This window comes from Psychromonas aquatilis (genome assembly GCF_038155185.1).
Taxonomy (GTDB): Bacteria; Pseudomonadota; Gammaproteobacteria; order Enterobacterales; family Psychromonadaceae; genus Psychromonas; species Psychromonas aquatilis.
The window spans coordinates 1-26,575 of the sequence record NZ_JBAKAZ010000046.1; the positions used below are offsets into that span (position 1 = coordinate 1).

Here is a 26,575-nt window from a genome sequence, read left to right on the forward strand (position 1 = left end):
CAGTGGACTTTTAATCCATTTGTCGAAGGTTCAAATCCTTCACGGCCCACCACTTCTTAAATACTAATTAAAATCTCATTTATAAAATAACTTATTACAATTTCTCTTGAAGTTGCTATAATTTGCAACCATTTTTCCATATCTAAGAGTTAATAATGAGCACATTATCGCCGCTTGTTGGATCGGATTATCCGTTTCCACCTAAACCTGTAAAATTATCTATACAAGAGCAAATCGATTATAAAGCTAAAATAAAAGCATTACTTGTAGAGAAGGATGCGGTACTCGTTGCTCATTATTATACGGATCCAGAAATTCAAGCTTTAGCTGAAGAAACGGGTGGTTATGTAGCCGATTCTTTAGAAATGGCGCGCTTTGGTCGAGATCATAAAGCAAAAACGCTGATTATTGCTGGCGTTCGCTTTATGGGTGAAACTGCAAAAATTTTAACGCCACATAAAACGGTATTAATGCCTGAGTTGACTGCTACTTGTTCATTAGATGTTGGTTGTCCTGTTGATGAGTTCTCTGCATTTTGTGACCAGCATCCTGATAGAGCAGTGGTTGTTTATGCAAATACTTCTGCTGCTGTTAAAGCAAGAGCAGATTGGGTTGTGACATCAAGTATTGCGTTAGAGATTGTTGAACACTTAGATAGTGAAGGTAAAAAAATAATATGGGGCCCAGATCGCCATTTAGGTAGCTACATTGAGCGCAAAACTAAAGCAGACATGATTATGTGGCAAGGTGACTGTATTGTGCATGATGAGTTTAAAGCTAGTGCGTTAAGAGATATGAAAGCAATCTATCCGGATGCAGCGATATTAGTTCATCCAGAGTCGCCTGAAAGCGTAGTTAAATTAGCTGATGCAGTAGGTTCAACGAGCCAATTAATCAAAGCAGCTCAAACTTTACCTAATAAAAAGCTTATCGTGGCAACGGATACGGGTATCTTCTATAAGATGCAACAAGCATGTCCAGATAAAGAAATGATGGCGGCACCCACTGCAGGTAATGGCGCAACATGTAAAAGCTGTGCACACTGTCCTTGGATGGCAATGAATGGCTTAAAAGCGATATACAACTCATTAAATGATGCTTCTGGCCATGAAGTACATGTTGATGAAGAGGTCGCTAAAGGAGCGCTTGTTTCTTTAGATAGAATGTTAGACTTTGCCGCTGAGCAACAGTTAAAAGTTAAAGGTAACGCGTAAGCGCGTTTTATTGTTAGCCATTGCATAATGAGCTGACTATCACTCAACTAATTGAGATTATATGATTACTAATGATGTACTACGTCGAGTTCGTTTTGCACTACAACTAAACGATACTAAAATGCTAGCAATTTTTGCTTCTGTGGATAATGAAATGAGCGTTGATTTCTTACATAGCATAATGGCTAAAGAAGATGCAGAAGGTTTTGTTTTCTGTCGTGATAGCGTTTTATCTCTGTTTCTTGATGGTTTAATTTATGAGAAGCGTGGTCGTAAAGAAGGTGCTGTTCCTGTTATTTTACCGGCTAAAGCAGTACTTTCTAATAATGATATTTTACGTAAATTACGTATTGCTTTAAATTTTAAAGATGAAGATATGTTAAATGCGCTTAAATTAGCTAACTTCCCTGTTTCTAAAGGTGAATTATCGGCGTTATTTAGAAAGTCTGACCATCGTAATTACAAACCTTGTGGTGACCAGTTATTACGTCGCTTCATTGATGGTATTACAGTCCAATTTCGTGGTACTAAGCCAAGTACTGATGCGGTTGAGGCTGAATAAACCTACATAGTTAGTTGCTAATTCTTAATGAAAAGCCGAGTTCATAACTCGGCTTTTTTATATTTTTCATTTAGTGACTGCTACTTTTTATCGTCTGGGAACAAAGCCAATATGTGTTGATTGGATACTGAAGCTTTTAGATAAAGCTTATTAACGTGTTTCCACTTCAATTATTTTCAAACTTAATAGGTTATTTGTCCACTGAGTTTTGTTAATACCTTCCACCCATATTACTCGACTATCTCGGCTATCACCTTTGCGTAAATAGGTCTCTGGTAGTCTGTAGCTTGCTTGCCATACATTAAGCGTCTTTTCAGCTATTTGGTTAGTCTGATTATCATAAAAAGTAACGTTCGCCTTAACTATCACCACGCCATCAGGATTCTTACTAGATAAGGTAAAGGTTAGACCAAGTGATTGGTCTTTCCAAATCGCATCGTTAAAGGTGACTTTTACATCGTTTTTAACTGCAGTATTTAATAAACCTGCTTGTATTAATGATGACTTGTTACTTTTTACTTGTGTTGGGTCGGTCGTTGTAAGTACGGTTGAAGTTGCCACTGCTGAAGTCTGTTTATTGGTTACTGAGTTTGCCGTTTTGCTATTAATAGCGATATATTCCCAAGTATTATCATCATGCAATAAAACTGTCGCCCCATTATCTAAAGTAACGGTAGCAATGCTAGCGGCGTTTACAGTAAAAGTAATGGAGCTAAATAATATTAGTAAGGCAGATTGCAGGTAGTGAGATTGCATGAATTTAAACTCTGGTCATTTGGATTAGATCTTAAGCATACAGGATAACTTGCCTAATCAAAAAATTTGTTAGTAGATGGGGAAAGTAAGGCATTGCGTTAAGCTGATGTATTAAGTTATTAATTAAGGCTGTATTACAAAATATGTTTGATTCCATTTTACTCATTTAGGGGATAAACGAGTAAAATGGTCGAGCATTTACGGTAGTGTTAATAACTCGTTTTGTCTTTAAACTCACATAGGTCTTCTATTAAACATGATCCACAACGTGGTTTTCTAGCAATACAGGTATAACGTCCATGTAAAATTAACCAATGGTGCACATCGACTTTAAATTCTGCTGGTACTACCTTTAGAAGTTTCTTTTCGACTTCATCGACATTTTTCCCGATCGCTAGCTTAGTACGATTAGAAACACGGAAAATATGTGTATCAACGGCAATTGTCGGCCAACCAAAGGCTGTATTGAGTACAACATTGGCTGTTTTTCTGCCAACACCTGGTAAGGCGACAAGCGCGTCTCTGTCCTGTGGTACTTCACTGTTATGTAAATCGATTAGCATTTTACATGCTTTAATTACATTCTCAGCTTTGCTGTTATATAAGCCAATGGTTCTAATATAGTTTTTTAAGCCATCTACACCTAATGCATAAATAGCTTCTGGTGTATTAGCAACTGGAAATAACTTATCAGTGGCTTTGTTGACACTCACATCAGTTGCTTGGGCAGAGAGCGTCACTGCGACTAATAACTCAAAGGGAGAGCTGAAGTTTAATTCTGTCTCTGGGTGAGGGTTATTATCTCTTAACCTTACTAATATTTCTTTTCGTTTAATATTATTCATTTGCTTGTGATCTTATTATCAATGAAGTTTTTAAATGCAATGATTAATCCCATCAGTATAAAAGCACCAGGGGGTAATGCAGCTAATAAAAAGCTGGTATCAGGCTTATATAGGGTGATGGTCATAAAGCTTGCCCAACTACCTAATAATGTATCAATACCATCAAATAAGGTACCTTGTGCTAATATTTCTCGTGCTGCACCTAAAATAATTAACACAGCGGCAAAACCTAACCCCATCATTAAACCATCAAAAGCTGAATGTTTAACGTCGTTCTTTGAAGCAAAGGCTTCTGCTCGACCGATGATCATACAGTTGGTTACTATCAGAGGAATAAAAATACCTAAGGACAAATATAGCTGATAAGTATAAGCATTCATCAATAATTGAATACAACTTACTAGAGATGCAATAATCATTACAAATACAGGAATACGAATCGCTTTAGGAACGTGGTGTCTAATCAAAGAAATCAAAATGTTTGAAGACACTACAACAAAGAGCGTTGCTATCCCTAACCCTAAGGCGTTTGTTAATGTATTGGTTACTGCTAATAAAGGGCATAAACCCAATAGCTGTACAATGCCTGGGTTGTTTTTCCAAAGCCCTTGTAAAGTTAACGTTTTATACATACTTTCTTCTGGTGTTGAGTCTGCTGTGACAGCTTGTTCTGCAATACTCTCATTCATATCCGCATCTTTTGTGGTGTTTTTTATTTCTGAAGCCATTATTTACCTCCACAGGTAGAAGCCGTATTAAATAGCGTTTCTTTATTTTTTTGAAAAAATAATAGTGTGTCTTTTACTGCATCGACGACTGCTCTAGGGGTGATTGTTGCACCAGTAAAGGCGTCAAAAGTACCGCCATCTTTCTTCACTGCCCATTGTGATTTTGTTTCTTCTGTATATTCTTTTCCATCGAAAGAGTAGATCCAGTCAGATTTGTTGGTTTGTATTTTATCGCCTAACCCTGGTGTTTCTGTGTGGCTATTAATTCGTACGCCAGCTACGCTACCATTCTCATATATACCCACCAGTAATTTAATTTCACCTGAATAACCTTTAAAGGTATTGGTTTGAATTAACGCTGCAACTGGTTGGTTTTCTTTGGTGGCAATAAATACTTGCTTAGGTTCTTTATCACCTAATAACATTGGGTCGGTTACCATAAAGCAGCTTTCAATTATCTTATTGTCGTACTCATTTTCTTTAATCAACTCATTTATATTATTTTGTAAGGCAATTTGTTGTTGCTCTAAAATAAGAGGTTGAGTTAATACATTGATTAAAGCGATTGCACCGGTACAAACCACAGAGAATATCGCTAGCAATAAAGCATTACGGCTAATTGTAGGTAACATCATTTACGTTTCCTCCCATATATGTTCGGTTTACTGTAATAGTCAATTAATGGAACACACATGTTTGCTAACAATACTGCAAATGCTACTGCATCTGGATAACCACCAACGTTTCTGATGATGACAACGATTAGCGCACAGATTAATCCATAAATAATACGCCCTTTTACGGTGGTACTTGCAGTCACAGGATCCGTTAATATGAAGAATGCACCAAGCATTGTCGCACCTGAAAACAGGTGATAAATCGGAGATGAGTAAATCTCTGCATCTACCATAAAGAAAGCAAGGGAGATAATGGCTATACCGACTAAAAAACTGACAGGGATATACCAATGAATTACTTGTTTGATTAATAAAAATATCCCCCCGAGCAGAAATGCTGCATTAACCCACTGGCTTCCTTGTAATGAGTCAAAGCTGAACAGAGACGTTTTTAATGTTTCTGAAATAGTGCTGCCAGTATGAAGTGCATTACGTATTGTTTCTAAAGGCGTTGCTAAAGTGACCCCATCTATCGATGTTTTGACTTGTGTGACGCTATAGCCATCGACGCTAAACCCTGTAAAAATTAAATGGATTATATCGTTGATAGATAAAGTAAATGCTTGCATAGACTGAACCGGTAACCAAGCCGTCATCTGCACTGGAAATGAAATTAATAATACGACATAACCGGCCATTGCCGGGTTAAAGATATTTTGTCCAAGTCCGCCGTAAAGGTGCTTCACTATAATAATGGAGAATGCCGTACCAATGACAATAACCCACCAAGGTGCTAATGTTGGAATTGATATCGCTAGTAAAATTCCTGTTACAGCAGCACTGTAATCTTTTAAGCTGGCCATCACAGGGCGCTTTCGAATCTTCAAAAACGCAGCTTCTGAAATGAGCGCAGTAACAATTGCCAATAGTACTTGTACGTAAATTGCCATGCCAAACAGGTAACTGTGAATGACAATGCCTGGTAATAAAGCAAATAGAACCATTTGCATTATTTGTGGTGTGCGGCGCTTGGTGCGTTGATAGGGCGATGTAGAGTTAAAAAATGCCATGAATTATTATTCCTTCTCTGCCTGTTTTTTGGCTTTTGCTTTGGCAATGGCTGCCGCTATTTTTGCTTTTTTATCATCACTTTTAGCAATTTCTTCTGGGTTTACATTATTTACTCGCTGTTTTTCTGGAACACCCTGAATTGAGGTTTGCTCAGCCTCTTTACTTTCTTTTGCAGCCGCGAGTTTCTTGGCTTTTGCTTTTGCCACGGCCGCTGCTATAGCTGCTTTTTTGGGATCGCTTTCAGTTGCAGGTGGCTCTGCATCTTGCTGCTCTTTTGCTGTAGCGAGTTTCTTAGCTTTTGCTTTTGCTACGGCAGCAGCTACGGCTGCTTTTTTCGGATCCGCTGCAGTTGTAGGTTGCTCTGCATCTTGCTGCTCTTTTGTAGCTGCGAGTTTTTTCGCCTTTGCTTTTGCCACGGCAGCTGCTACGGCCGCTTTTTTCGGATCGGCTTCAGTTGTAGGTTGCTCTACATCTGATTGTTCTTTTGAAGCAGCGAGCTTCTTAGCTTTTGCTCTTGCCACGGCAGCTGCTACGGCCGCTTTTCTCGGGTCGGTTTCAGTTGCAGGTTGCTCAGTATCTTGCTGTTCTTTTGCCGCTGTGAGTTTTTTCGCCTTTGCTCTTGCCACGGCAGCTGCTACAGCCGCTTTTCTCGGATCGGTCTCAGTTGCAGGTTGCTCAGCATCTGGCTGTTCTTTTGCCGCTGCGAGTTTTTTGGCCTTTGCTCTTGCCACGGCAGCTGCTACAGCCGCTTTTCTCGGATCGGTTTCAGTTGCAGGTTGCTCAGCATCTGGTTGTTCTTTTGCTGCAGCGAGTTTTTTGGCTTTTGCTCTTGCAATTGCAGCTGCAACTTGGCTATTTGCTGCTGTCGGCTTGTTAGTTGTTTGTTCTGATGTTTCGCTATTAGCTTGTTTCTTCGCTTTGGCACGTGCTAAGGCTTCTGCTACTAAATCTTCACCATTATTTTTGTCTTGCATTTGTTGTTTACGCTTTTCGGCAGCTAATTTATGTTTTAATTGGCGCTGTTGTTTCTCTCTTTCTAAACGTAACTCTCTATCTTCATGGCGTTGGCGTGCAATGGCTGCTTTTTTAGCTTCATCCTTAGCTGTTCTGATTTGTGCTTTTGATACTCTATAATATTCGACCAATGGAATGTGGCTTGGACAAACAAAAGCACATGCTCCACACTCAATACAGGCTGATAAATCATACTCTTCAAGTTTTTTGTGATCTTCACTTTGTGAATACCATAATAATTGCTGTGGTAATAACTCCACAGGGCAGGCTTCTGCACACTCACTGCAACGAATACAATTCATCTCGGTTTCTGGTTCAGGAGATTCCTTGATAGTTGGCGCTAATAAACAGTTACAAATTTTAGTGACAGGCATGCTGGTATCGTTGACAGTGAACCCCATCATTGGCCCACCAACAATAAGCTTTTGTTGTTGCAATGGATTTAACCAATAAGTATCTAATAAATGCTGTATTGGGGTACCGATGCGAACATTTGCATTGCCTTTACGAGCAAAGGCTTCCCCCGTAATGGTGACAATACGAGAAAGTAGTGGCATACCATCAATGATTGCTTCTTTTACAGCAAACACAGTTCCCACATTACTCATAATTATGCCAAGTTCAGAGGAGTGTTTTCCAACGGGTGTTTGCTCGCCAGTTAAAATTTCAATTAATTGTTTTGCACTGCCTGATGGATAACGCGTTGGAATAACTCTTATTAATAATTTATCTTGCTCTGCTGCCGGTAATTTTGCTAACGCGATTTTGAATGCTTCAATGGCCTCTGGTTTATTATCTTCGATAGCAAAGATAGTTAACTCTGGACGTAAAATATGTTGCAATATTTGTGTGCCTTGAATGATTTCATCTGCATATTCTTGTGTCAGACGATCATCAGCTGTTATGTACGGTTCACATTCTATTGCATTAATAATTAATAAGCGGTTCTCACTGTGTGCTAATTTTAAGTGTGTAGCAAAACCTGCACCGCCCAATCCTACAATACCTGCTTCTTGTACTGCATTGATCAAGGTAGCAGGTGTTTCCTGCTGGTAATCGGAAAAACCTTGGAAAGGAAGAGCCTTATCCAAACCATCTGTTTTGATCACAACAGATAGAATTGGGAGACCAGAAGGGTGGCAATCTGTTCTAGGTTCTATTGCAACAACTTCACCTGAGCTTGTTGCATGTTGAACAACCAGTGCTCCATATACTTTCGTTAATGCTTGTCCCTTTAAAACACTATCACCGACTTTCACCAGTAATTCTGGTATATGTCCTTTTTGCTCTACTGCGATCACAAGTTCTTCAGGAATGCCGGCGTCAACAATTGGCGTTTGGTTACTTTGCTGTTTATTTTGTTGTGGATGCACTCCGCCGTGAAAATCCCACATTTTCCCGGCCCTGATCTGATCTAATTTCTCATCACTTAATAAATAACTTGGCTGGTTCATGTTACGACTCATCATTGCTTTCAGTTGGGATTGTTTTTGTTGGAATCGTTTGTAAATTCCATTGCCAGTTTTGTTGTGTTATTTGTATAGGTAACATATCAATACAGTCCGTTGGACACGGTGCTACGCATAACTCACAACCAGTACATTCATCGGTGATCACCGTATGCATTTGGCGTGTGGCGCCTAAGATTGCATCGACTGGGCAGGCTTGAATACATTTAGTACAACCAATACATTCATCTTCTCGAATAAATGCAATTAGTTTTGGTTTTTCTTCACCCTCTAACTGTTTCGGCTCTATACCCATTCGGTCTGCCAGTTGTAACATCACTGCTTCACCGCCGGGAGGACACTTATTAATATCATCACCATCGGCGATTGCTTTGGCGTACGGCTTACAACCTGGGTAACCACACTGACCACATTGTGTCTGCGGTAACATGGCGTCTAACTCTTCAACGATAGGATCTTCTTTTACTTTGAACCTAATGGACGAATAACCTAATAAAGAGCCAAAAATAAGCCCTAAAATACCCAGCGTAGCGATCGCAATAATAATGCTAATAAGAATATTCATGTTCATTTAATTAACCCAGTGAAACCCATGAATGCTAAGGACATTAAGCCTGCAGTGATCATTGCGATCGAAGCGCCTTTAAAAGGTAAGGGGACGTCTGAAGCACTTAAGCGTTCGCGAATAGAAGAGAACAAAACCAGTACCAAAGAGAAACCAACACCCGCGCCTAAACCGTATATTACAGATTGTGTGAAATTATGTTGCTCGGTTAGGTTTAATAAAGCGAGACCTAAAATGGCACAGTTTGTGGTGATTAGCGGTAAAAATATACCGAGTAAACGATATAAAGTAGGGCTTGTTTTATGCATCACCATTTCGGTGAATTGCACTACAACGGCAATCACTAAAATAAAGCTCAATGTTTGTAGGTAATTTAATCCAAGTGGCTCTAATAAGTATTGGTTAACTAAGTACGATAATGCAGCTGTTAGCGTCAATACAAAAGTAGTTGCAAGTGACATACCAACCGCAGTTTCTATTTTATTTGAGACCCCCATAAATGGGCAGAGGCCTAAAAATTTAACAAGCACAAAGTTGTTAACCAGTACCGTGCCAAAAAAGAGTAAAAAGTATTCGCTCATAAATAATAATTCCACTACTAGAGTAGGTGATTTCACACTAAAAAAAGAGCGTTATTGTATCAATAAATGCGGATAAGTTCAGCGTAAAAATCGTATCAATTTTCCAGCTAGGTTTTTTGCTTTATTTATACTTGAAGTGATAGTGATTTATCGAATATTTTCTTTATTTTTATCAATAAAAAGAAACGGAAAATTTATCATTCTTGATGTTTAAGTTGAAGGTGAAAGAAATACTTATCACCAATTTAGATCGCTTTGAAATATATTGATTCACATCAAGAGGACTATATATGGTGTTTGTTAGTATGTTTTTATTCTATATATAGTGTTTGAGGTGACAGGTGAGCTTGATTGTTATAAAGCGAGATGGTAGGGAAGTTAGCTTCGACTTACAAAAAATTAATAACGTACTGCTGAAAGCAGCGAAAGCGATTCAATTACAAGATATTGATATCAATGCAATGGTTGCGTGTGTTTTTGATAAACTAAAAGGGCAAAGTAAAGTCGAGGTAAATGATATCCAGAACCTTGTTGAAATGACTTTGGTTAAGCATGGCTTGTTTGAGTTAGCATCAACTTATACTGCATATCGTCAAGATAGAGATCATGCTCGTGCACGAAATACACCATTAAATCATGAAATAAATGGTTTAATTGAGCAGACTAATGCATCTTTATTAAACGAAAATGCTAATAAAGATGGGAAAGTAATCCCCACACAACGTGATTTACTCGCTGGTATTGTAGCGAAGGATTATGCAGTATCTAATTTATTACCGCAGGATATTGTACAAAGCCATCATAGTGGTGATATTCATTACCATGATCTCGATTATGCACCTTTTTTTCCTATGTTTAATTGCATGCTTATCGATATTAATAATATGCTGAAAATAGGTTTTAAAATGGGTAATGCAGAAATTGAATCGCCAAAATCAATCTCTACTGCAACCGCTGTAACAGCACAGATCATCGCTCAAGTTGCTAGTCATATTTATGGCGGCACTACGATTAATGAGATAGATACAGTGCTCGCCCCTTATGTAACAAAAAGTTTTGAAAAGCATCTAAATTTAGCCCAAAAATGGAAAGTAAGCGATGCTCATGCCTATGCAATGGCGCAAACAGAAACAGAGTGTTATAACGCTTTTCAATCTTTAGAATATGAAATAAATACATTGCACACAGCTAATGGTCAAACACCTTTTGTTACTTTAGGGTTTGGTTTAGGCGTGGATTGGCAATCGCGTCTTATACAAATATCTATTCTAAAAAACCGTATAGCGGGATTAGGTAAACATGCTAAAACGGCTATTTTTCCTAAGCTTATCTTTACTATTAAAGAAGGCGTTAATAGAAAAAAACAAGATTGTAACTATGACATTAAGCAGCTTGCCTTAGAGTGTGCGGCAAAACGTATGTATCCTGATATCTTAAATTTTGACAAAGTCGTTGAAGTGACGGGATCATTTAAAGCGCCGATGGGATGTCGAAGTTTTTTAAGTGCTTATCAAGAAGAGGGGCATTTGTTACATGATGGGCGAAATAATTTAGGAGTAGTTAGTATTAATCTACCAAGAATAGCTCTACAGGCCAAAGGGGATTTATCTCGTTTTGAGGAATTACTGACAGAAAGGCTAGCGCTAGCAAAAAGAGCATTACAAACTCGTATTGCTAGGTTTAATGAGGTTAAAGCCAGTGTTGCTCCTATTTTATATATGGAGGGGGCGTGTGGTGTTCGTCTAGGTGCTGATGATTATGTGGCTGATATTTTCAAGGGAGGTAGAGCGACAATCTCTTTAGGTTATATTGGATTACATGAAACAATGAATGCACTGTATGGCATAGAAGAACATATAATTAATAATGAAACGAAGAAACAAAAATCGATTAGTATCCTTACAACATTAAAGCATGCAACGGAAATGTGGTCTAAAGAGCTGGGTTATGCATTTAGTTTATATGCAACACCTTCTGAAAACCTATGCGACCGCTTTTGCCGGTTGGATGTACAAAAATTTGGCGTGGTCAAAGGAGTTACTGATAAGGGATATTATACGAACTCTTTTCATTTAGATGTCGGTAAAGCGGCTAATCCTTATGATAAGTTGGATTTTGAAATGCCATACCCTGAGATAAGTAATGGTGGATTCATCTGTTATTGCGAATACCCCAATATGCAACATAACCTCAAAGCATTGGAAGATGTATGGGATTATAGTTACCACAAAGTTCCATATTATGGCACCAACACGCCTATTGATGAGTGTTATGAGTGTCACTTTAATGGAGAGTTTAATGCGACCAGTAAGGGGTTTGTATGTCCTAGTTGTGGTAATTCAAATCCTGAAACTGTTTCAGTTACACGGCGTATTTGTGGGTACTTAGGTAACCCAGACGCAAGACCATTTAACAAAGGTAAACAACAGGAAGTTAAAAATAGAGTAAAGCATTTTGTATCATGCCACGCTTAACGAGCAGCCAATGTATTATTCAAATTATTATCCTATTGATGTATTAAATGGCGAAGGAACACGCTGCACTTTATTTGTATCTGGTTGTATACACCAATGTAAAGGGTGTTATAACCAGTCTACCTGGTCTGTTACTGCGGGGAGTCCATTTACTGATGCTGTAGCGGATCAAATTATTGAAGATCTTCAAGATCCTAGAGTGAAAAAACAAGGTTTAAGTTTAACCGGGGGAGACCCATTACACCCTAATAACATAAACACTGTTTTAAGGTTAATTAAACGGGTTAAAAAAGAGTGTGTTGGTAAAGATATTTGGCTTTGGTCTGGATATACATTAAATGAATTGAATACCGAGCAACAGCGTATTATTGATTTGGTAGATGTGTTTATTGATGGTAAATTTGAATTAAACCATGCTGACTTAAACCTTAAATGGCGAGGTAGTAAAAATCAGGTGATCTACCACTTTAAATAAAGATTTTATTGAGTGTACTGTGCGGCGGAAATGGAAATGGAAATGGAAATAGGAATGTGATAGAGCAGTTATTAATAGGTAAACGTGGCATAGGTGATAGTGAGTTTTCATTCGCTGTCTATATAGAAAACCAGCCTCCGATGGATGAATATCAGCAGCTAAATGAGGTTGTAGCACTTAAAACAGGTGAGATAAGTCGTATTGGCCAAGTATGTGGTAACGGTTGGCGTAAAGTTTTTAATGTTTATGCTAAATTATTATATGCCTTAGATTCGAATTATTTTAATTTTTCTTCTTTTGCTCCTTCTTGGCAGCAATATCGCGATCAATATCTATTACAGAGTAATAGCCAAACCGCATTACTTTTTAGTCCGCCCGAGTTAATTAGTTCTTCTGACAACAATGTAATTCATATTATTTGTGGCAGGACTTATGCCAAAAAATTACTTAATGAAGGGCAATTAGCAGCTCAGCTTTTATGGCTAAATGAAGAGTTTGCTATTGATACTAAACAAAAAATAATTATTTGTCCTTACTTTGATTATCGCCAACTATCCAATATTAAAATTGATTATTTAGCTAGCCTTTTACGTCAATTTAGAGCTACTGGTTAACTTAGCAATACCCTGATTAGGAGCTGGTGGCGCTCTCTATAATAAGAACTTAGTGTAGACTTAGTGCATAGATAAATTAAAAGAAGATAATTTATTGTTATGCGTTTTGGGGTTTATTTTCTGGTGTTTTTTTATTTTGTTGATTGCACAAGAGAAAGTTAAGCTTTACTCTTGAGTAAACAATCTATATTAATAAGAGCATCTATTTCAATAACTTTAACATGAAGAAAAAATTTAAAAATGAGTAAAGATAATTCACCACAAACGGGAAATGAGTCTGCCACAATAGAGTCTCAAGAAACAAAATTAATACCACCGTCTTTGTACAATGTGTTATTACATAATGATGATTACTCACCAATGGATTTTGTTATTGACGTTTTACAGCGCTTTTTCAGGTTAGACGGAGAAGCCGCGACAGAAATAATGTTAAATGTGCACTACAAAGGTGTAGGAGTTTGCGGTACATTTACAGCGGAAGTCGCAGAAACTAAAGTAATGCAAGTTATTAAATATGCGAAAGAAAATGAACATCCTCTAAAATGTACGATGGAAAAAGAGAGTTAATAGCTAATTATTTTCTGCTCTTAATATAAGGAGTCTCCATGCTAGATAAACCTTTAGAACATAGTCTTGATTTAGCATTTCGTATTGCCTACGAGAAATGCCATGAGTTTATGACATTAGAGCATTTATTATTGTCTTTATTAGAAAATAAAGAGATAAAAAAAATTCTACTTGCATGCTCTGTCGATATTGTTTCACTGCATATTGAATTGAGTGAATTTTTAGACTCCAACCCAAGCTTTTCTGAAATTAAAAATGAGAAGCTAGAAGTTCAGCCTACCATTGCTTTTGAGCGCGTATTGCAGCGTGCTATTTTTCATGTCCAATCATCAGGAAAAACAGAAGTAACTGCCGCAAATGTGCTGGTGGCTATTTTTAGTGAGCAAGAATCTCAAGCTGTTTATTTCCTAAAAAAATCTAATCTATCTCGTTTAGATGTGGTTAATTTCCTCTCTCATGGCGTCGAGAAACATACTGATACTGTGATATTTCAAGAGCAAGAACAGGAAGAAGTAGAGGCGCCTGAAGAAAAGAAAAATGAATTGCCATTCACTATTAACCTTAATGAAAAAGTGATTGAAGGGATCATCGATCCGCTTATTGGTCGAGAAAAAGAATTAGAGCGCTGTGTTCAAATACTGTGTCGTCGACGTAAAAATAATCCTCTACTAGTTGGTGAGTCCGGTGTGGGTAAAACGGCGATTGCAGAAGGTTTGGCTTATCAAATTGTCCACAATAATGTTCCTGCCGTTATCGAAGACAATATTATTTACTCATTAGATATGGGGGCATTACTTGCCGGAACAAAATATCGAGGTGAATTTGAGCAACGATTCAAAGATGTGCTGAAGCAGTTACAAGAGCAGAAAAATGCGGTGCTGTTTATTGATGAGATTCATACCATTATTGGTGCTGGTGCGGCTACAGGTGGGCAGTTAGATGCAGCTAATCTCTTAAAACCCTTACTGACTGGCGGACAGTTACGTTGTATCGGTTCAACCACTTATAAAGAATTTGGGCAAATCTTTGAAAAAGAACATGCTTTAGCACGTCGCTTTCAGAAAATCGATGTGCTCGAACCATCGATTAAAGAAACAGGTCAAATTTTGTTAGGGCTACGCTCTCGTTATGAAGAGCATCATAATATTCGCTACACCAATAAAGCGTTAATTGCTGCCGCTGAACTAAGTGCTAAATACATTAACGATCGTCAATTACCTGATAAAGCGATCGATGTTATTGATGAAGCTGGTTCACAAATGCGTTTATTACCTGTTAGTAAACGTAAAAAAACAATTGGCGTTTCGGATATAGAATCAATTATTGCAAAAATAGCAAGAATCCCTCAAAAATCAGTGTCTAGTTCAGATAAAGATGCGTTATCGAAATTACATAAACGCTTAAAAATGACTGTGTTTGGTCAAGACTCTGCCATTGATGCATTAACCGATGCGATTCATTTAAATCGTTCTGGTTTATCTGATGAAGCGAAACCGGTTGGGTCATTTTTATTTGCTGGCCCGACTGGGGTTGGTAAAACAGAAGTCACACAACAACTTGCTAAAGCATTGGGCGTCGAATTATTGCGATTTGATATGTCTGAGTATATGGAAAAACACACCGTTTCGCGTTTAATTGGTGCGCCTCCAGGTTATGTGGGGTATGAGCAAGCAGGTTTGTTGACCGATGCAGTGGTTAAACACCCATATTCGGTGGTGTTATTAGATGAGATAGAAAAAGCCCATAGCGATGTTTATAACATCTTGCTGCAAGTAATGGATCATGCCACATTAACCGATAGTAACGGTCGTAAAGTTGACTTTAGAAATGTCATTTTAGTGATGACAACCAATGCCGGTGTTCGTGAAACAGTTAAGCAAAGTATTGGCTTTAAAGAACAAAAAGAAGACCTCAAGGCGATGGAAGAAATTAACCAAATCTTTACGCCTGAGTTTAGAAACCGTCTAGATAATATTATTTGGTTTAATCACTTAGATCCTCAAGTTATTACTCAAGTGGTTGATAAGTTTATTGTTCAACTACAGGTACAGTTGGATAAAAAACAGGTTTCACTTGAAGTGGATAACGATGCAAAAGTTTGGCTTGCTGAAAATGGTTATGATAAAGCGATGGGGGCTCGACCAATGGGTCGCCTGATTCAAGATAAGCTTAAAAAACCATTAGCCAATGAAATTTTATTTGGAAAATTGCAAGATGGGGGAAGTGTCTTAGTTAAACTAAATAAACTAGGGGATGCTATCGAGTTTAATTATGAGAAAAAATTAGAAGTTAGTTAATCTAGTGTTTACTTATATTTAGTCATAAAAAAACCAGCATATTTGCTGGTTTTTTTATGACTAGTAAAGCCAAGCTTTTATTTCCGATAATATTAACGAGCACGGAAAACAATACGGCCTTTTGATAAGTCGTAAGGGGTAAGCTGAACTGTTACTTTATCACCCGTTAGGATACGGATGTAGTTTTTACGCATTTTACCTGAGATATGTGCAGTAACAACATGTCCGTTTTCTAACTCTACACGGAACATTGTATTAGGCAGCGTATCTAAGATAGTGCCTTGCATTTCAATACTGTCTTCTTTTGCCATTGGCGGTGAATCCTTTGTAATATATTAAGTTTAGCTAATTTCAATCGGCGCATAATGCCAGAATTATTGGAAGTGGTAAAGGATTGTTGGTTATTAATTACACTAAATAGCTAATCAAAATCAATCCACTGCTGTTTTATAAAGCGTTGGTGCGGATTAAATTGATTTTTATAATTCATTTTTTGACAGTTTTGAATGTAATACCCTAAATATAAATAGTTAATATTATATTTCTTTGCCAATTGAAGTTGTTGTAATACCGCGTATTTCCCCAGTGAATGAGCTTGATAATCAGGATCGTAAAAGCAATAAAAGGCACTCCAAGATTGTGCTGTTTCACTGAGTAGCTGATCTGTCACGCTGACTGAAATTAACTTTTCGCCATCGTATACTTCTAGGAAGATAATATTTACCCATGAGCAACGAATAAAAGATTCAAATTGTTCTAGTGAGGCGGGGTACATAACACCGTCACGATAAATTTGATTGATGTAACGTTCATATAATGGGTAATAGGTTTCTTTGACTTTGTTGCTTTGAACTATGGTGAAATGTTTATTTTTATTCAATAAGCGCTTCTGGCTCTTTGATAAAACAAAGCGCTCACTGTTAATCCGAAGTGATTCACAACCCTCACAGGTTGGACAGTGTGGTCTGTAAACTTGTTCACCACTACGCCTAAAGCCGATTTCAATTAATGCAGCGTAGTTTTTTTGCGAATTATTTTCTGGGTCCATCAGCATGATCAATTGCTCTTCTTCATTTTCGAGATAAGAACAAGGAAAACGTCCTGTTAAACCAACTTTAAGTTCAGATAAGTTAGACAAAAAATACCTTCAGCGATAAAAGAATAATAAAATGAGTGTATCCTAAAATCGCTTGTTTTGTTATGGTAGCGCGCTGTAAAAATAGACTGAGTATTTAACTTAGTTAGCATTTTTTAATAGTAATGTAGCGCGACTAAAAAATTAGGCGAGCATCATTCTTATTAAAAAATAACATGGTGTTATCAAAACTTACTTGATGAGAGGTTTTATGGTTGTTCAACAAACGATCCAAGATAAATTGGCCAATCGTTTCCAAGCAGAATTTTTACTGGTTGAAAACGAAAGTCATAATCATTCTGTGCCGGCAAATTCAGAAACTCACTTTAAAGTGACTTTGGTATGTGATGAATTCGATGGATTACGTTTAATTCAACGTCATCGTTTAGTTAATGAGGTGCTAGCAGATGAACTTGCTGGTCCTGTACATGCTTTAGCGATGCACACATATACGCCGCAGCAATGGGTAGAAAAAAATCAAACATCTCCTAATTCAGCACAGTGTTTAGGTGGTGGTAAGTAAAAAAGTAATAATAGAAAGCATAAATAATACAAATATTAATAATGAATTTTTTTATTTTTTTTGTATTAAACTTGAACTTTTTACAAGAAGCTTTTTTATTTGATATAGCAATTAACCCCTCTCTAATGTTAATATTTAAGAGAATTTTTTAGTGTACATGTTAATAAATTGTTAAAATCTATTTATTATGTGTAGTGTTTTATTGCCGAAAGGCATTTAACTTCCCTCCCGTAACATAGTGCAAGAGAATATGATTACTATAAAAAAAGGACTGGACCTCCCAATCTCAGGAGCGCCAGAGCAAGTCATTCAAAATGGCCCAGCCATTTCTGAAGTTGCTATACTGGGTGAAGAATACGTTGGAATGCGACCGTCAATGGCTGTTAAAGTCGGCGACACAGTTAAAAAAGGGCAAACTCTTTTTTCTGATAAGAAAAATCAGGGAGTACTTTTTACCGCACCAGCAGCTGGTATAGTTAAAGAAATTAATCGTGGTGCACAGCGTGTATTGCAATCTGTAGTTATCACAGTACAAGGCAATGATAGTGTTGAATTTGCTAAGTATGAAAGTAAGCAATTAGCAAGCCTTGAGCGAAGCAAAGTTGTAGATAACTTAGTTGCATCTGGTGCATGGACTGCATTACGCACTCGTCCATTCAGTAAAGTACCTGCTATTGATGCTATGCCTGCTTCTATCTTTGTTACTGCAATGGATACTAATCCTTTGGCAGCAGATGCAGCGGTGATTATTAATGACAATAGCCAAGCTTTCAGCGATGGTCTAGCTGTCTTATCACAGCTAACTGAAGGCAAGGTTTATGTTTGTAAAGATCAAGCTAAAATCGCAACTTCTGATGTAGCAAGTGTTGAAGAAAAAATCTTCACAGGTGTTCATCCTGCAGGTCTAGCTGGTACACACATCCACTTTATTGATCCTGTTTCTGCAACGAAACAAGTTTGGTCAATTAACTATCAAGATGTTATCGCATTCGGAAAACTATTCACTACAGGTGAATTATATAACGAAAAAGTGATCTCTTTAGCGGGACCTGCGACAACTAAACCTAGATTAGTACGTACTACTCTTGGTGCTTCAACTACTGAATTAACCAAAGGTGAATTAGTAGACGGCCAAGTACGTGTTATTTCTGGTTCTGTTTTATGTGGTGTAACTGCAGTTGGCCCTCATGCTTACTTAGGTCGTTACCATAACCAAGTTTCAGCATTGCTTGAAGGTTATAACAAAGAGTTATTTGGCTGGGGCGCACCTGGTTTAAATAAACACTCTGTATCGCGTGTCTTTTTGTCTGCGTTAAACCGTGCGAAGAAATTTGCCTTTACTACAACAACTGGTGGTAGTAATCGTGCAATGGTGCCAATTGGTCAATACGAACGTGTTATGCCATTAGACATTCTACCAACAGTGTTATTACGCGACTTGATCGTGGGTGATACAGATGGCGCGCAAACGTTAGGCTGTTTAGAGTTGGATGAAGAAGATTTAGCATTATGTACTTATGCTTGCCCAGGCAAATATGAATACGGTTCAATCTTACGCTCATGTTTAAGTAAAATTGAGAAGGAAGGCTAATAATGAGTCTTAAGAACTTAATTGAAAAAATGGAGCCGCATTTTGAAGCAGGGGGCCGTTATGAAAAATGGTATGCCCTGTATGAAGCTGCTGCGACATTTTTCTATACTCCTGGTTATGTGACCAAAGGCATTACTCACGTTCGTGATGGAATTGACCTTAAACGTATGATGATTTTTGTATGGTTAGCAACTTTCCCTGCAATGTTTTACGGTATGTACAACACTGGTGTGCAAGCTAATGAAGCAATTGTAGCGGGTTACTCTGCATTAGAAGATTGGCGTTTAGCTTTATTAAATATGTTCGGTGTGACCATGGGCTCTGGTGCTGGTCTATTTGATAACTTCTTATTTGGTGCTGCATACTTCTTACCAATCTACGCGGTGACTTTTGTTGTCGGTGGTTTCTGGGAAGTACTATTTGCAAGTGTACGTAAACACGAAGTAAATGAAGGTTTCTTCGTTTCTTCTGTACTATTCGCATTAATTGTTCCTGCGACTATCCCTCTGTGGCAAGTTGCTTTAGGTATTACTTTTGGTGTGGTTGTTGCTAAAGAGATCTTTGGTGGTACAGGACGTAACTTCTTAAACCCGGCATTAGCTGGTCGTGCTTTCTTATTCTTTGCATACCCGACTGATATTTCAGGTGATGCGGTTTGGACTGCTGTTGACGGTTTCTCTGGCGCAACATCATTAAGTGTTATGTCTCAAGGTGGTTTAGAAGCAGTACAATCAAACCTAACTTGGATGGATGCCTTCATTGGTAATATGCAAGGTAGTATTGGTGAAGTATCTACGTTAGCTATTTTAATCGGTGGTGCATTTATTGTGATTACCGGTATCGCATCATGGCGTATCATTGCTGGTGTAATGATCGGGATGATAGCAACCTCTTTATTATTTAATGTTATCGGTAGTGATACAAACCACATGTTCCAATTACCTTGGTATTGGCACTTAGTAATGGGTGGTTTTGCTTTTGGTATGATCTTTATGGCAACTGACCCAGTATCAGCTTCATTTACTAATAAAGGTAAATGGATATATGGTGCATTGATTGGTCTGATGGTGGTATTGATTCGTGTTGTAAATCCGGCCTTCCCTGAAGGTATGATGTTAGCTATTTTATTCGCTAACTTATTTGCACCGTTATTCGATTACTTCGTAGTACAAGGCAATATCAAACGGAGGTTAGCACGTAATGTCTAGTCAAAAGGAAACATTCGGCAAAACGATGATTATCGTACTAGCAGTTTGTCTAGTATGTTCAATTATTGTAGCAGGTGCCGCAGTTGGACTTCGTCCACTGCAAATCGCTAATAAAGCAATCGATAAGCAAAATAAAATTCTTGACGTTGCAGGTTTAACAACTGATAAAACAATACCAGAAATTTTTTCTTCTAACATCGAAACTAAATTAGTTGATTTAGCGACAGGTGAGTTTGTTTCAACACCTGATGCAGCAACTTATGACCAACGTAAAGCGGCTAAAGATCCGGAAACTAGTATTAAACTAGCAGCGGATGAAAATATCGCTAAAATCGGACGTCGTGCAAATTTAGCAACGGTTTATTTAGTATCTGATGATAGTGGTGTTTTACAGCGTATCATTTTACCAGTACACGGTGCTGGTTTATGGTCAACGATGTATGCATTTGTTGCAGTTCAACCTGATGGCAATACTATCGAGGCAATTACTTACTACGAGCAAGGTGAAACACCTGGACTAGGTGGTGAAGTTCAAAACCCTCGTTGGAGTGGATTGTTTGTCGGTAAAGAGTTATACGATGCTGACGGTAACCCTGCAATTGAAATCGTTAAAGGTCAAGCACCTGCTGATTCTAAGCATAAAATTGATGGGCTATCTGGCGCAACACTAACAAGTGTTGGTGTTGAGCATACCTTTACTTTTTGGTTAGGTGAGCAAGGGTTTGGTCCATTTCTTAGCAAAGTTCGTGAAGGAGCGCTAAACAATGGCTAAATCAAGCGAAATGAAAGAAGTATTAACTTCACCGGTCGTAAGTAATAACCCTATTGCATTGCAAATCTTAGGTGTTTGTTCTGCGTTAGCTGTTACAGCTACATTGCAAACAGCTGTAGTAATGACATTAGCGGTATTATTCGTTACGGCATTTTCAAACTTTTTTATCTCATTAATTCGTAATTACATTCCTAATAGTGTGCGTATTATTGTACAGATGGCAATTATTGCTTCGTTAGTAATTGTTGTTGACCAAGTGTTAAGAGCATATGCGTACGGTTTGTCTACGCAGTTGTCTGTTTATGTTGGTCTGATCATTACAAACTGTATTGTAATGGGACGTGCAGAAGCGTTTGCTATGAAAAATCCACCAATCACAAGTTTCATGGATGGTGTGGGTAATGGTTTAGGTTACGGCTTAATTCTTGTTTTAGTTGGTGGTTTCCGTGAATTATTCGGATCTGGTGCTTTATTTGGATTTGAAATCTTGCCATTAATTTCAAATGGCGGATGGTATCAAAGTAATGGTTTATTGTTATTACCTCCTAGTGCTTTCTTTATCATAGGTGGCATTATCTGGGCTATTAGAACAATTAAACCAGAACAAGTTGAGCCAAAGGAGTAATTTGAATGGAACATTATATTAGTTTATTTGTGCGTTCTATTTTCATGGAAAATATGGCACTGGCTTTCTTCTTAGGCATGTGTACTTTTCTTGCTGTATCTAAGAAAGTTAAAACATCAATAGGTTTAGGGGTAGCGGTAATTGTTGTACTAGGTATTTCAGTACCTGTGAACCAAGTTATCTACTTTAACTTATTAGCACCAGGCGCACTTGAATGGGCTGGATTCCCTGAAGCTGATTTAAGCTTCTTAGGATTCATCACTTTCATCGGTGTTATCGCAGCTTTAGTACAAATTTTGGAAATGATTTTAGATAAGTATTTCCCTTCTTTGTATCAAGCTCTTGGGATCTTCCTACCACTTATTACCGTTAACTGTGCCATTTTTGGTGGTGTATCATTTATGGTTCAACGTGAGTATAACTTACTAGAATCAGCGGTATATGGTATCGGTAGTGGTGTTGGTTGGACACTTGCAATTGTTGCATTAGCAGGTATCCGTGAAAAAATGAAATACTCTGACGTGCCGGATGGTTTACGTGGTTTAGGTATTACATTTGTTACTGCTGGATTAATGGCATTAGGTTTCATGTCATTCTCTGGTATCCAACTATAATCGTTGCTGTTTTAGCTTAGATGAATTCGAGGGAATTTATTCCCTCCCAAAACAAGGAAAAAGTCGATGGAAATCTTTCTCGGCGTTGCCATGTTTACAATTATCGTTTTAGCTCTAGTCGTTATTATTTTATCGGCAAAAGCAAAACTTGTAAGCACAGGTGATATTACAATTTCTATTAATGATGATGCTGATAAAAGCATCAAAACCCAGGCGGGTGGTAAGTTACTAGGTGCATTAGCAAATGCTGGTGTATTCGTATCTTCTGCTTGTGGCGGCGGTGGTACTTGTGGCCAATGTCGTGTAAAAATTAAATCAGGTGGTGGTGATATCCTACCTACAGAGCTTGACCACATTACTAAACGTGAAGCAAAAGATGGCGAGCGCTTATCATGTCAAGTTAATGTTAAAGAAGACATGGATATCGAATTACCAGAAGAAATTTTTGGTGTTAAAAAATGGGAATGTACTGTTATCTCAAATGATAACAAAGCAACTTTCATTAAAGAGCTTAAATTACAAATTCCTGATGGTGAATCTGTTCCATTTAGAGCCGGTGGTTATATCCAAATTCAAGCGCCTGCACATCACGTTAAATATAAAGACTTTGACGTTGAAGAGCAGTACCGTGGAGACTGGGAACACTTTAAATTCTTTGATTTAGAGTCAAAAGTTGAAGATGAGACGATTCGTGCTTATTCAATGGCTAACTACCCAGGTGAAGAAGGTATCATCATGTTAAACGTGCGTATCGCTACGCCGCCTCCACGTGATCTATCATTACCTTGTGGTAAAATGTCATCGTTTATCTTTAGCCTAAAAGAAGGTGATAAAGTGACGATTTCTGGACCATTTGGTGAGTTCTTTGCGAAAGAGACTGAAAATGAGATGGTCTTTGTTGGTGGTGGTGCTGGTATGGCGCCAATGCGTTCACATATCTTCGATCAGTTCCGTCGTTTGAAAACTAAGCGTAAAGCTAGTTTCTGGTACGGTGCGCGCTCTAAACGTGAAATGTTCTACGTAGAAGATTTTGATGAAATCGCAGATGAAAATGATAACTTTGAGTGGCATGTCGCTTTAAGTGATCCACAACCTGAAGATGATTGGGATGGTTACACAGGGTTCATTCATAACGTATTATATGAAAACTACCTGAAAGATCATGAAGCACCAGAAGATTGTGAGTTCTACATGTGTGGTCCTCCAGTGATGAATGCAGCTGTTATCGCGATGCTTAAAGATTTAGGCGTCGAAGACGAAAACATCTTACTTGATGATTTCGGTGGTTAACCCCGATGATTAGTTCATCAATTAAATGGCTAGCCTTAATAGGGCTAGCCTTTTTTATTTCGTCTTGTTCAAAACCTGAGCCGCAATTATTACAAATTAAAGGCAGTACAATGGGAACTTATTATCAAGTCTCTTATGTACTTTCAGCTGAACAAGTTTCTGATAACAAACTACTGACTAAACAACTGCAAGCGAAAATAGACGAACAACTAGAGTTGGTTAATGATCAAATGTCGACTTATCGTCCTCAATCTGAGCTATCGCTTTTTAACAAAAGTGAGAAGGAATTAGTCGTTTCAGATGCAACAATCAAAGTTGTTAGTAAAGCACTTGAGATATACAAGCAAAGTGATGGCGCTTTTGACGTTACTGTTGGGCCTTTGGTGAATTTGTGGGGATTTGGTCCTGACAAGAAACCAAATAAAGTACCAAGTGCAGCGTTGATTGAAAAGACACAGCAAGAAATTGGTAGTCAATACCTCTCTGTTGAGGGCAATAAATTAGTGAAAAGCAAACCTAATTTATATGTTGATTTATCCTCTATTGCCAAAGGTTATGGTGTGGATGCGATCGCTGAGTTTTTATCCGAGCAAGGGATTACAAATTACCTTGTTGATATCGGTGGAGAGCTAAGTGCCCATGGTACTAAACTTGATGATGTACCCTGGACAATCGCTATAGAGCGTCCTGGTTTAGGACAAAATGTACAGCGTCTGTTACATGTTAGTGATAACGCGATTGCGACATCAGGTGATTACCGTAATTACTTTGAATTTGACGGCATTCGTTATTCACATACGATAGACCCAAGTACAGGTCGACCTATCCATCATAAGTTGGTATCGGTTACCGTTATTGATAAAAGTAGTATGGTCGCAGATGGCTTAGCGACAGCAATAACTGTATTAGGTCCTAAAAATGGGTTAGAATTTGCAACAAAGCTCAAACAGCCTGTTTTTTTAATCAGCAAAGAAGGGGATAAGTTTATTGAAACTTATACACCTGAGTTTGAGAAATTTCTGGTAAAGGAGAAATAATGATTTATTTTATTGCTACGTTTGTTGTTTTCTTACTTGTTATTGTTGCGATGGCGATTGGTTATATCGTTAATCAAAAAACCATTGGCGGTAGTTGTGGCGGTTTAGCATCTGTAGGGATAGACAAAGAATGCGATTGTCCAGATCCTTGCGACAACCGTAAAAAGAAAGAAGCTGAAGAAGCACGCATGAAGAAACTACAAGCAGAAACAAGAATAATCTAATTTCTTTTTTGTAAGCTAAAAGATAGGTAAATCTATCTTTTAGCTTTTTGTAGCCAACGATCTAAAGTATTTGCAAAGTTTTGTTTATCACGGTCTGAAAACTTACTTGGCCCACCGCTAATCTGACCAACACTTCTTAACTCCTCTGCTAAATTACGCATTGCTAAACGCTGCTTTACATTATCTTGCGTATATAACTCACCACGTGGATTTAGCGCGACAATACCTTTCTCTACTAATTCTGCCGCAAGGGGGATATCCTGAGTAATAACTAAGTCATTTATTGCTACGTGTTGGCTGATGTAATTATCCGCAACATCAAACCCTTGTGAAACTTGTACCGTTTTCACTAGCGCACTGCGTTTTACTGGTAAAGGTGAGTTTGCAACAAAAACAAGTGGTGTTTGTGTTCTTGTACTCGCTCTCAGCACCATTTCTCTTACCGGTACTGGGCATGCATCTGCATCGATCCAAATTGTCATAATAACCTCATTTTTTAAATCGAGAATATAGCAAATTATTTGTTGTATTAATAACTAATAACAAATTTTGAGTTTAATAGAGCGCGACTTAATTAAAATAAAATTTTGAAAATACTACAAAGAGCTGGGTGAAGGTCTAGTATTGATGGAAGGTTAGTTAATCTATTGATATCTATAGTCATTTAGGTTTTCAATCATTTATATTCAAGGATTTTAAATACAGTAATGACTCTATTGAGATGCAAAAGCGACTTTTTTTTTATGTTTTTGTAAAATAGCTATTGACACACAATTAAACCTATATATAATAATTTTTAGCTTGAAAGTTCGTTTTATATTTATGTTTTTTGTTCCGTATTAATGTACCGAATCCTATACATCATAAGTAATAGCAACACTTCTAGCCAACTGCCTTAATTTTTAAGGTCAAATTACACAATTTTATTAGGATATACACATGTCTACTACTACTGGTACAGTTAAATGGTTCAACGAATCTAAAGGTTTTGGTTTCATCGAGCAAGAAAACGGTCCTGACGTTTTCGCACATTTCTCTGCTATCGCAAGCACTGGTTTTAAAACTCTTGCTGAAGGCCAAAAAGTACAGTTCACTGTAACTCAAGGTCAAAAAGGTCCTCAAGCAGAAAACATCGTAGCTCTTTAATATTGCTTCGATGAGCACTTAAGTGCTCATTCTGATTGAAAAAAAGGTGGGTTATGACTTACCTTTTTTTATGCCTGTAACAAACATACTTCTTATTATCTTATTTTCCCCATCATAATAATCTACATTTAAAATTTCTTTTTTAGTAATAATTTTAAAGCGGTTTATATTCTCTTTTATTAATGTCTCACTTTGTAAACCATTATTTAATATGTAGAAACCCTAATCATAATAAGAAGTTGTGTTTGACATTGTGTATGGTCTTATACCAATTTGTAAAAGTAACCGAACAGTTTCATCCAATCCCTAAAGCACATGCTTTTCACCCCTCGAGTCCTTCGCTTAGATAGATACTCACCAATTTATTAACGCTAGTTCTACTCACTTTCAGGAACCTTGCTTTCACTTTGACTTTGGGGCGGTGGCTTCAGCCTCCCTTGTATGTGCATGAATAAAACAAAGCACTTCGTCTTTTTATCTTGTTGCATTTTATACCAATTCCGTTGAAGATGTGATCTAATGTTCATATTCAAAGGAGATGATATGAATCACGATTTTTCT

28 protein-coding genes are annotated in these 26,575 nt (G+C 37.7%); 17 read left to right on the plus strand and 11 right to left on the minus strand.

The features are described from left to right. The first annotated feature begins 155 nt into the window (after positions 1–155). Positions 156–1,214 carry a quinolinate synthase NadA gene (nadA, locus tag V6256_RS11480; protein WP_341598355.1) on the plus strand — a complete coding sequence of 353 codons (1,059 nt, stop codon included), beginning with the start codon at positions 156–158 and terminating at the stop codon, positions 1,212–1,214. 61 nt (positions 1,215–1,275) lie between these two features. Next, on the plus strand, positions 1,276–1,776 hold the full coding sequence (locus V6256_RS11485; RefSeq protein ID WP_341598356.1) for a YehS family protein: 501 nt from the start codon (positions 1,276–1,278) through the stop codon (positions 1,774–1,776). Positions 1,777–1,926: 150 nt separating this feature from the next. On the opposite strand, the gene V6256_RS11490 is transcribed toward V6256_RS11485, so the two are convergent. The 8 genes from V6256_RS11490 to rsxA all read right to left on the minus strand — a co-directional run bounded on the left by V6256_RS11490 (position 1,927) and on the right by rsxA (position 9,422). Next, on the minus strand, positions 1,927–2,532 hold the full coding sequence (locus tag V6256_RS11490; RefSeq protein ID WP_341598357.1) for a DUF3157 family protein: 606 nt from the start codon (positions 2,530–2,532) through the stop codon (positions 1,927–1,929). Between the two features lie 209 nt (positions 2,533–2,741). After that, on the minus strand, positions 2,742–3,377 hold the full coding sequence (gene nth / locus V6256_RS11495; RefSeq protein WP_341598358.1) for an endonuclease III: 636 nt from the start codon (positions 3,375–3,377) through the stop codon (positions 2,742–2,744). Continuing rightward, the gene (locus tag V6256_RS11500) at positions 3,374–4,009 is read right to left on the minus strand and encodes an electron transport complex subunit E (protein ID WP_341598379.1); all 636 of its coding nucleotides are present in this window, start codon (positions 4,007–4,009) and stop codon (positions 3,374–3,376) included. Before V6256_RS11500 ends, nth begins: the two co-directional genes overlap by 4 nt. 95 nt (positions 4,010–4,104) lie before the next feature. Beyond that, positions 4,105–4,740, minus strand: coding sequence for an electron transport complex subunit RsxG (rsxG, locus tag V6256_RS11505; RefSeq protein ID WP_341598359.1), 636 nt, complete (start codon positions 4,738–4,740; stop codon positions 4,105–4,107). Continuing rightward, complete coding sequence (gene rsxD, locus V6256_RS11510; RefSeq protein ID WP_341598360.1) at positions 4,737–5,792, minus strand: electron transport complex subunit RsxD; 1,056 nt, start codon at positions 5,790–5,792, stop codon at positions 4,737–4,739. The genes rsxG and rsxD overlap by 4 nt, the downstream gene beginning before the upstream one ends. 6 nt (positions 5,793–5,798) lie before the next feature. Next, entirely contained in the window at positions 5,799–8,261 is a 2,463-nt protein-coding gene (gene rsxC / locus V6256_RS11515; RefSeq protein WP_341598361.1) for an electron transport complex subunit RsxC, read from the minus strand. A 1-nt stretch (position 8,262) separates the two neighbouring features. Beyond that, complete coding sequence (gene rsxB / locus V6256_RS11520) at positions 8,263–8,841, minus strand: electron transport complex subunit RsxB (RefSeq protein ID WP_341598380.1); 579 nt, start codon at positions 8,839–8,841, stop codon at positions 8,263–8,265. Positions 8,842–8,843: 2 nt separating this feature from the next. Next, a complete protein-coding gene (rsxA, locus tag V6256_RS11525; RefSeq protein ID WP_341598362.1) occupies positions 8,844–9,422 on the minus strand; it encodes an electron transport complex subunit RsxA in 579 nt (192 codons plus the stop codon). 341 nt (positions 9,423–9,763) lie between these two features. Between rsxA and nrdD the strand changes: the two genes are divergently transcribed. The 5 genes from nrdD (at position 9,764) to clpA (ending at position 15,849) form a co-directional block, all read left to right on the plus strand. Further along, positions 9,764–11,896, plus strand: coding sequence for an anaerobic ribonucleoside-triphosphate reductase (nrdD, locus tag V6256_RS11530; protein ID WP_341598363.1), 2,133 nt, complete (start codon positions 9,764–9,766; stop codon positions 11,894–11,896). A gap of 10 nt (positions 11,897–11,906) precedes the next feature. Then, the gene (gene nrdG / locus V6256_RS11535) at positions 11,907–12,371 is read left to right on the plus strand and encodes an anaerobic ribonucleoside-triphosphate reductase-activating protein (protein WP_341598364.1); all 465 of its coding nucleotides are present in this window, start codon (positions 11,907–11,909) and stop codon (positions 12,369–12,371) included. Positions 12,372–12,427: 56 nt separating this feature from the next. After that, positions 12,428–12,985 carry a DUF6942 family protein gene (locus V6256_RS11540; protein ID WP_341598365.1) on the plus strand — a complete coding sequence of 186 codons (558 nt, stop codon included), beginning with the start codon at positions 12,428–12,430 and terminating at the stop codon, positions 12,983–12,985. A gap of 240 nt (positions 12,986–13,225) precedes the next feature. After that, positions 13,226–13,552, plus strand: coding sequence for an ATP-dependent Clp protease adapter ClpS (gene clpS / locus V6256_RS11545; protein ID WP_341598366.1), 327 nt, complete (start codon positions 13,226–13,228; stop codon positions 13,550–13,552). A gap of 38 nt (positions 13,553–13,590) precedes the next feature. Further along, on the plus strand, positions 13,591–15,849 hold the full coding sequence (gene clpA / locus V6256_RS11550; protein WP_341598367.1) for an ATP-dependent Clp protease ATP-binding subunit ClpA: 2,259 nt from the start codon (positions 13,591–13,593) through the stop codon (positions 15,847–15,849). A 92-nt stretch (positions 15,850–15,941) separates the two neighbouring features. Here the strand turns inward: clpA and infA are convergent, their stop codons facing one another. Further along, on the minus strand, positions 15,942–16,160 hold the full coding sequence (gene infA / locus V6256_RS11555; RefSeq protein WP_007419779.1) for a translation initiation factor IF-1: 219 nt from the start codon (positions 16,158–16,160) through the stop codon (positions 15,942–15,944). Between the two features lie 110 nt (positions 16,161–16,270). Further along, the gene (locus V6256_RS11560) at positions 16,271–16,987 is read right to left on the minus strand and encodes an arginyltransferase (RefSeq protein ID WP_341598368.1); all 717 of its coding nucleotides are present in this window, start codon (positions 16,985–16,987) and stop codon (positions 16,271–16,273) included. Positions 16,988–17,195: 208 nt separating this feature from the next. Here V6256_RS11560 and V6256_RS11565 point away from each other — a divergent pair, with 208 nt between their 5' ends. The 9 genes from V6256_RS11565 (at position 17,196) to nqrM (ending at position 24,868) form a co-directional block, all read left to right on the plus strand. Further along, complete coding sequence (locus tag V6256_RS11565; RefSeq protein WP_341598369.1) at positions 17,196–17,507, plus strand: BolA family protein; 312 nt, start codon at positions 17,196–17,198, stop codon at positions 17,505–17,507. Between the two features lie 250 nt (positions 17,508–17,757). Next, positions 17,758–19,098 carry a Na(+)-translocating NADH-quinone reductase subunit A gene (locus V6256_RS11570; protein ID WP_341598370.1) on the plus strand — a complete coding sequence of 447 codons (1,341 nt, stop codon included), beginning with the start codon at positions 17,758–17,760 and terminating at the stop codon, positions 19,096–19,098. 2 nt (positions 19,099–19,100) lie between these two features. Further along, positions 19,101–20,306, plus strand: coding sequence for an NADH:ubiquinone reductase (Na(+)-transporting) subunit B (locus V6256_RS11575; protein WP_341598371.1), 1,206 nt, complete (start codon positions 19,101–19,103; stop codon positions 20,304–20,306). Further along, complete coding sequence (locus tag V6256_RS11580; RefSeq protein WP_341598372.1) at positions 20,299–21,078, plus strand: Na(+)-translocating NADH-quinone reductase subunit C; 780 nt, start codon at positions 20,299–20,301, stop codon at positions 21,076–21,078. The genes V6256_RS11575 and V6256_RS11580 overlap by 8 nt, the downstream gene beginning before the upstream one ends. Then, on the plus strand, positions 21,071–21,703 hold the full coding sequence (locus tag V6256_RS11585) for an NADH:ubiquinone reductase (Na(+)-transporting) subunit D (RefSeq protein WP_341598373.1): 633 nt from the start codon (positions 21,071–21,073) through the stop codon (positions 21,701–21,703). The genes V6256_RS11580 and V6256_RS11585 overlap by 8 nt, the downstream gene beginning before the upstream one ends. A gap of 5 nt (positions 21,704–21,708) precedes the next feature. After that, entirely contained in the window at positions 21,709–22,317 is a 609-nt protein-coding gene (gene nqrE, locus V6256_RS11590) for an NADH:ubiquinone reductase (Na(+)-transporting) subunit E (protein WP_341598374.1), read from the plus strand. 66 nt (positions 22,318–22,383) lie between these two features. Beyond that, positions 22,384–23,607, plus strand: a complete 1,224-nt coding sequence (gene nqrF / locus V6256_RS11595; RefSeq protein WP_341598375.1) for an NADH:ubiquinone reductase (Na(+)-transporting) subunit F — start codon at positions 22,384–22,386, stop codon at positions 23,605–23,607. Between the two features lie 5 nt (positions 23,608–23,612). After that, entirely contained in the window at positions 23,613–24,644 is a 1,032-nt protein-coding gene (locus V6256_RS11600; RefSeq protein WP_341598376.1) for an FAD:protein FMN transferase, read from the plus strand. After that, positions 24,644–24,868 (plus strand): (Na+)-NQR maturation NqrM, encoded by a 225-nt coding sequence (gene nqrM / locus V6256_RS11605; protein WP_341598377.1) that lies wholly within the window; start codon positions 24,644–24,646, stop codon positions 24,866–24,868. The genes V6256_RS11600 and nqrM overlap by 1 nt, the downstream gene beginning before the upstream one ends. Before the next feature lie 32 nt (positions 24,869–24,900). Here the strand turns inward: nqrM and V6256_RS11610 are convergent, their stop codons facing one another. After that, positions 24,901–25,350, minus strand: coding sequence for a YaiI/YqxD family protein (locus tag V6256_RS11610; protein WP_341598378.1), 450 nt, complete (start codon positions 25,348–25,350; stop codon positions 24,901–24,903). Between the two features lie 457 nt (positions 25,351–25,807). Between V6256_RS11610 and cspE the strand changes: the two genes are divergently transcribed. After that, positions 25,808–26,014: a transcription antiterminator/RNA stability regulator CspE gene (cspE, locus tag V6256_RS11615; RefSeq protein ID WP_019613006.1), complete on the plus strand. Its 207-nt coding sequence runs from the start codon at positions 25,808–25,810 to the stop codon at positions 26,012–26,014. The last annotated feature ends 561 nt before the right edge of the window (positions 26,015–26,575 follow it).

Excerpts from the sequence above, each read along its gene's own strand:
- nadA (WP_341598355.1), top strand. The coding sequence starts at position 156 with ATGAGCACATTATCGCCGCTTGTTGGATCGGATTATCCGTTTCCACCT.
- V6256_RS11485 (WP_341598356.1), top strand. The coding sequence starts at position 1,276 with ATGATTACTAATGATGTACTACGTCGAGTTCGTTTTGCACTACAACTA.
- V6256_RS11490 (WP_341598357.1), bottom strand. The coding sequence starts at position 2,532 with ATGCAATCTCACTACCTGCAATCTGCCTTACTAATATTATTTAGCTCC.
- nth (WP_341598358.1), bottom strand. The coding sequence starts at position 3,377 with ATGAATAATATTAAACGAAAAGAAATATTAGTAAGGTTAAGAGATAAT.
- V6256_RS11500 (WP_341598379.1), bottom strand. The coding sequence starts at position 4,009 with ATGTATAAAACGTTAACTTTACAAGGGCTTTGGAAAAACAACCCAGGC.
- rsxG (WP_341598359.1), bottom strand. The coding sequence starts at position 4,740 with ATGATGTTACCTACAATTAGCCGTAATGCTTTATTGCTAGCGATATTC.
- rsxD (WP_341598360.1), bottom strand. The coding sequence starts at position 5,792 with ATGGCATTTTTTAACTCTACATCGCCCTATCAACGCACCAAGCGCCGC.
- rsxC (WP_341598361.1), bottom strand. The coding sequence starts at position 8,261 with ATGAACCAGCCAAGTTATTTATTAAGTGATGAGAAATTAGATCAGATC.
- rsxB (WP_341598380.1), bottom strand. The coding sequence starts at position 8,841 with ATGAATATTCTTATTAGCATTATTATTGCGATCGCTACGCTGGGTATT.
- rsxA (WP_341598362.1), bottom strand. The coding sequence starts at position 9,422 with ATGAGCGAATACTTTTTACTCTTTTTTGGCACGGTACTGGTTAACAAC.
- nrdG (WP_341598364.1), top strand. The coding sequence starts at position 11,907 with ATGTATTATTCAAATTATTATCCTATTGATGTATTAAATGGCGAAGGA.
- clpS (WP_341598366.1), top strand. The coding sequence starts at position 13,226 with ATGAGTAAAGATAATTCACCACAAACGGGAAATGAGTCTGCCACAATA.
- clpA (WP_341598367.1), top strand. The coding sequence starts at position 13,591 with ATGCTAGATAAACCTTTAGAACATAGTCTTGATTTAGCATTTCGTATT.
- infA (WP_007419779.1), bottom strand. The coding sequence starts at position 16,160 with ATGGCAAAAGAAGACAGTATTGAAATGCAAGGCACTATCTTAGATACG.
- V6256_RS11565 (WP_341598369.1), top strand. The coding sequence starts at position 17,196 with ATGGTTGTTCAACAAACGATCCAAGATAAATTGGCCAATCGTTTCCAA.
- V6256_RS11570 (WP_341598370.1), top strand. The coding sequence starts at position 17,758 with ATGATTACTATAAAAAAAGGACTGGACCTCCCAATCTCAGGAGCGCCA.
- V6256_RS11575 (WP_341598371.1), top strand. The coding sequence starts at position 19,101 with ATGAGTCTTAAGAACTTAATTGAAAAAATGGAGCCGCATTTTGAAGCA.
- V6256_RS11580 (WP_341598372.1), top strand. The coding sequence starts at position 20,299 with ATGTCTAGTCAAAAGGAAACATTCGGCAAAACGATGATTATCGTACTA.
- V6256_RS11585 (WP_341598373.1), top strand. The coding sequence starts at position 21,071 with ATGGCTAAATCAAGCGAAATGAAAGAAGTATTAACTTCACCGGTCGTA.
- nqrE (WP_341598374.1), top strand. The coding sequence starts at position 21,709 with ATGGAACATTATATTAGTTTATTTGTGCGTTCTATTTTCATGGAAAAT.
- nqrF (WP_341598375.1), top strand. The coding sequence starts at position 22,384 with ATGGAAATCTTTCTCGGCGTTGCCATGTTTACAATTATCGTTTTAGCT.
- V6256_RS11600 (WP_341598376.1), top strand. The coding sequence starts at position 23,613 with ATGATTAGTTCATCAATTAAATGGCTAGCCTTAATAGGGCTAGCCTTT.
- nqrM (WP_341598377.1), top strand. The coding sequence starts at position 24,644 with ATGATTTATTTTATTGCTACGTTTGTTGTTTTCTTACTTGTTATTGTT.
- V6256_RS11610 (WP_341598378.1), bottom strand. The coding sequence starts at position 25,350 with ATGACAATTTGGATCGATGCAGATGCATGCCCAGTACCGGTAAGAGAA.
- cspE (WP_019613006.1), top strand. The coding sequence starts at position 25,808 with ATGTCTACTACTACTGGTACAGTTAAATGGTTCAACGAATCTAAAGGT.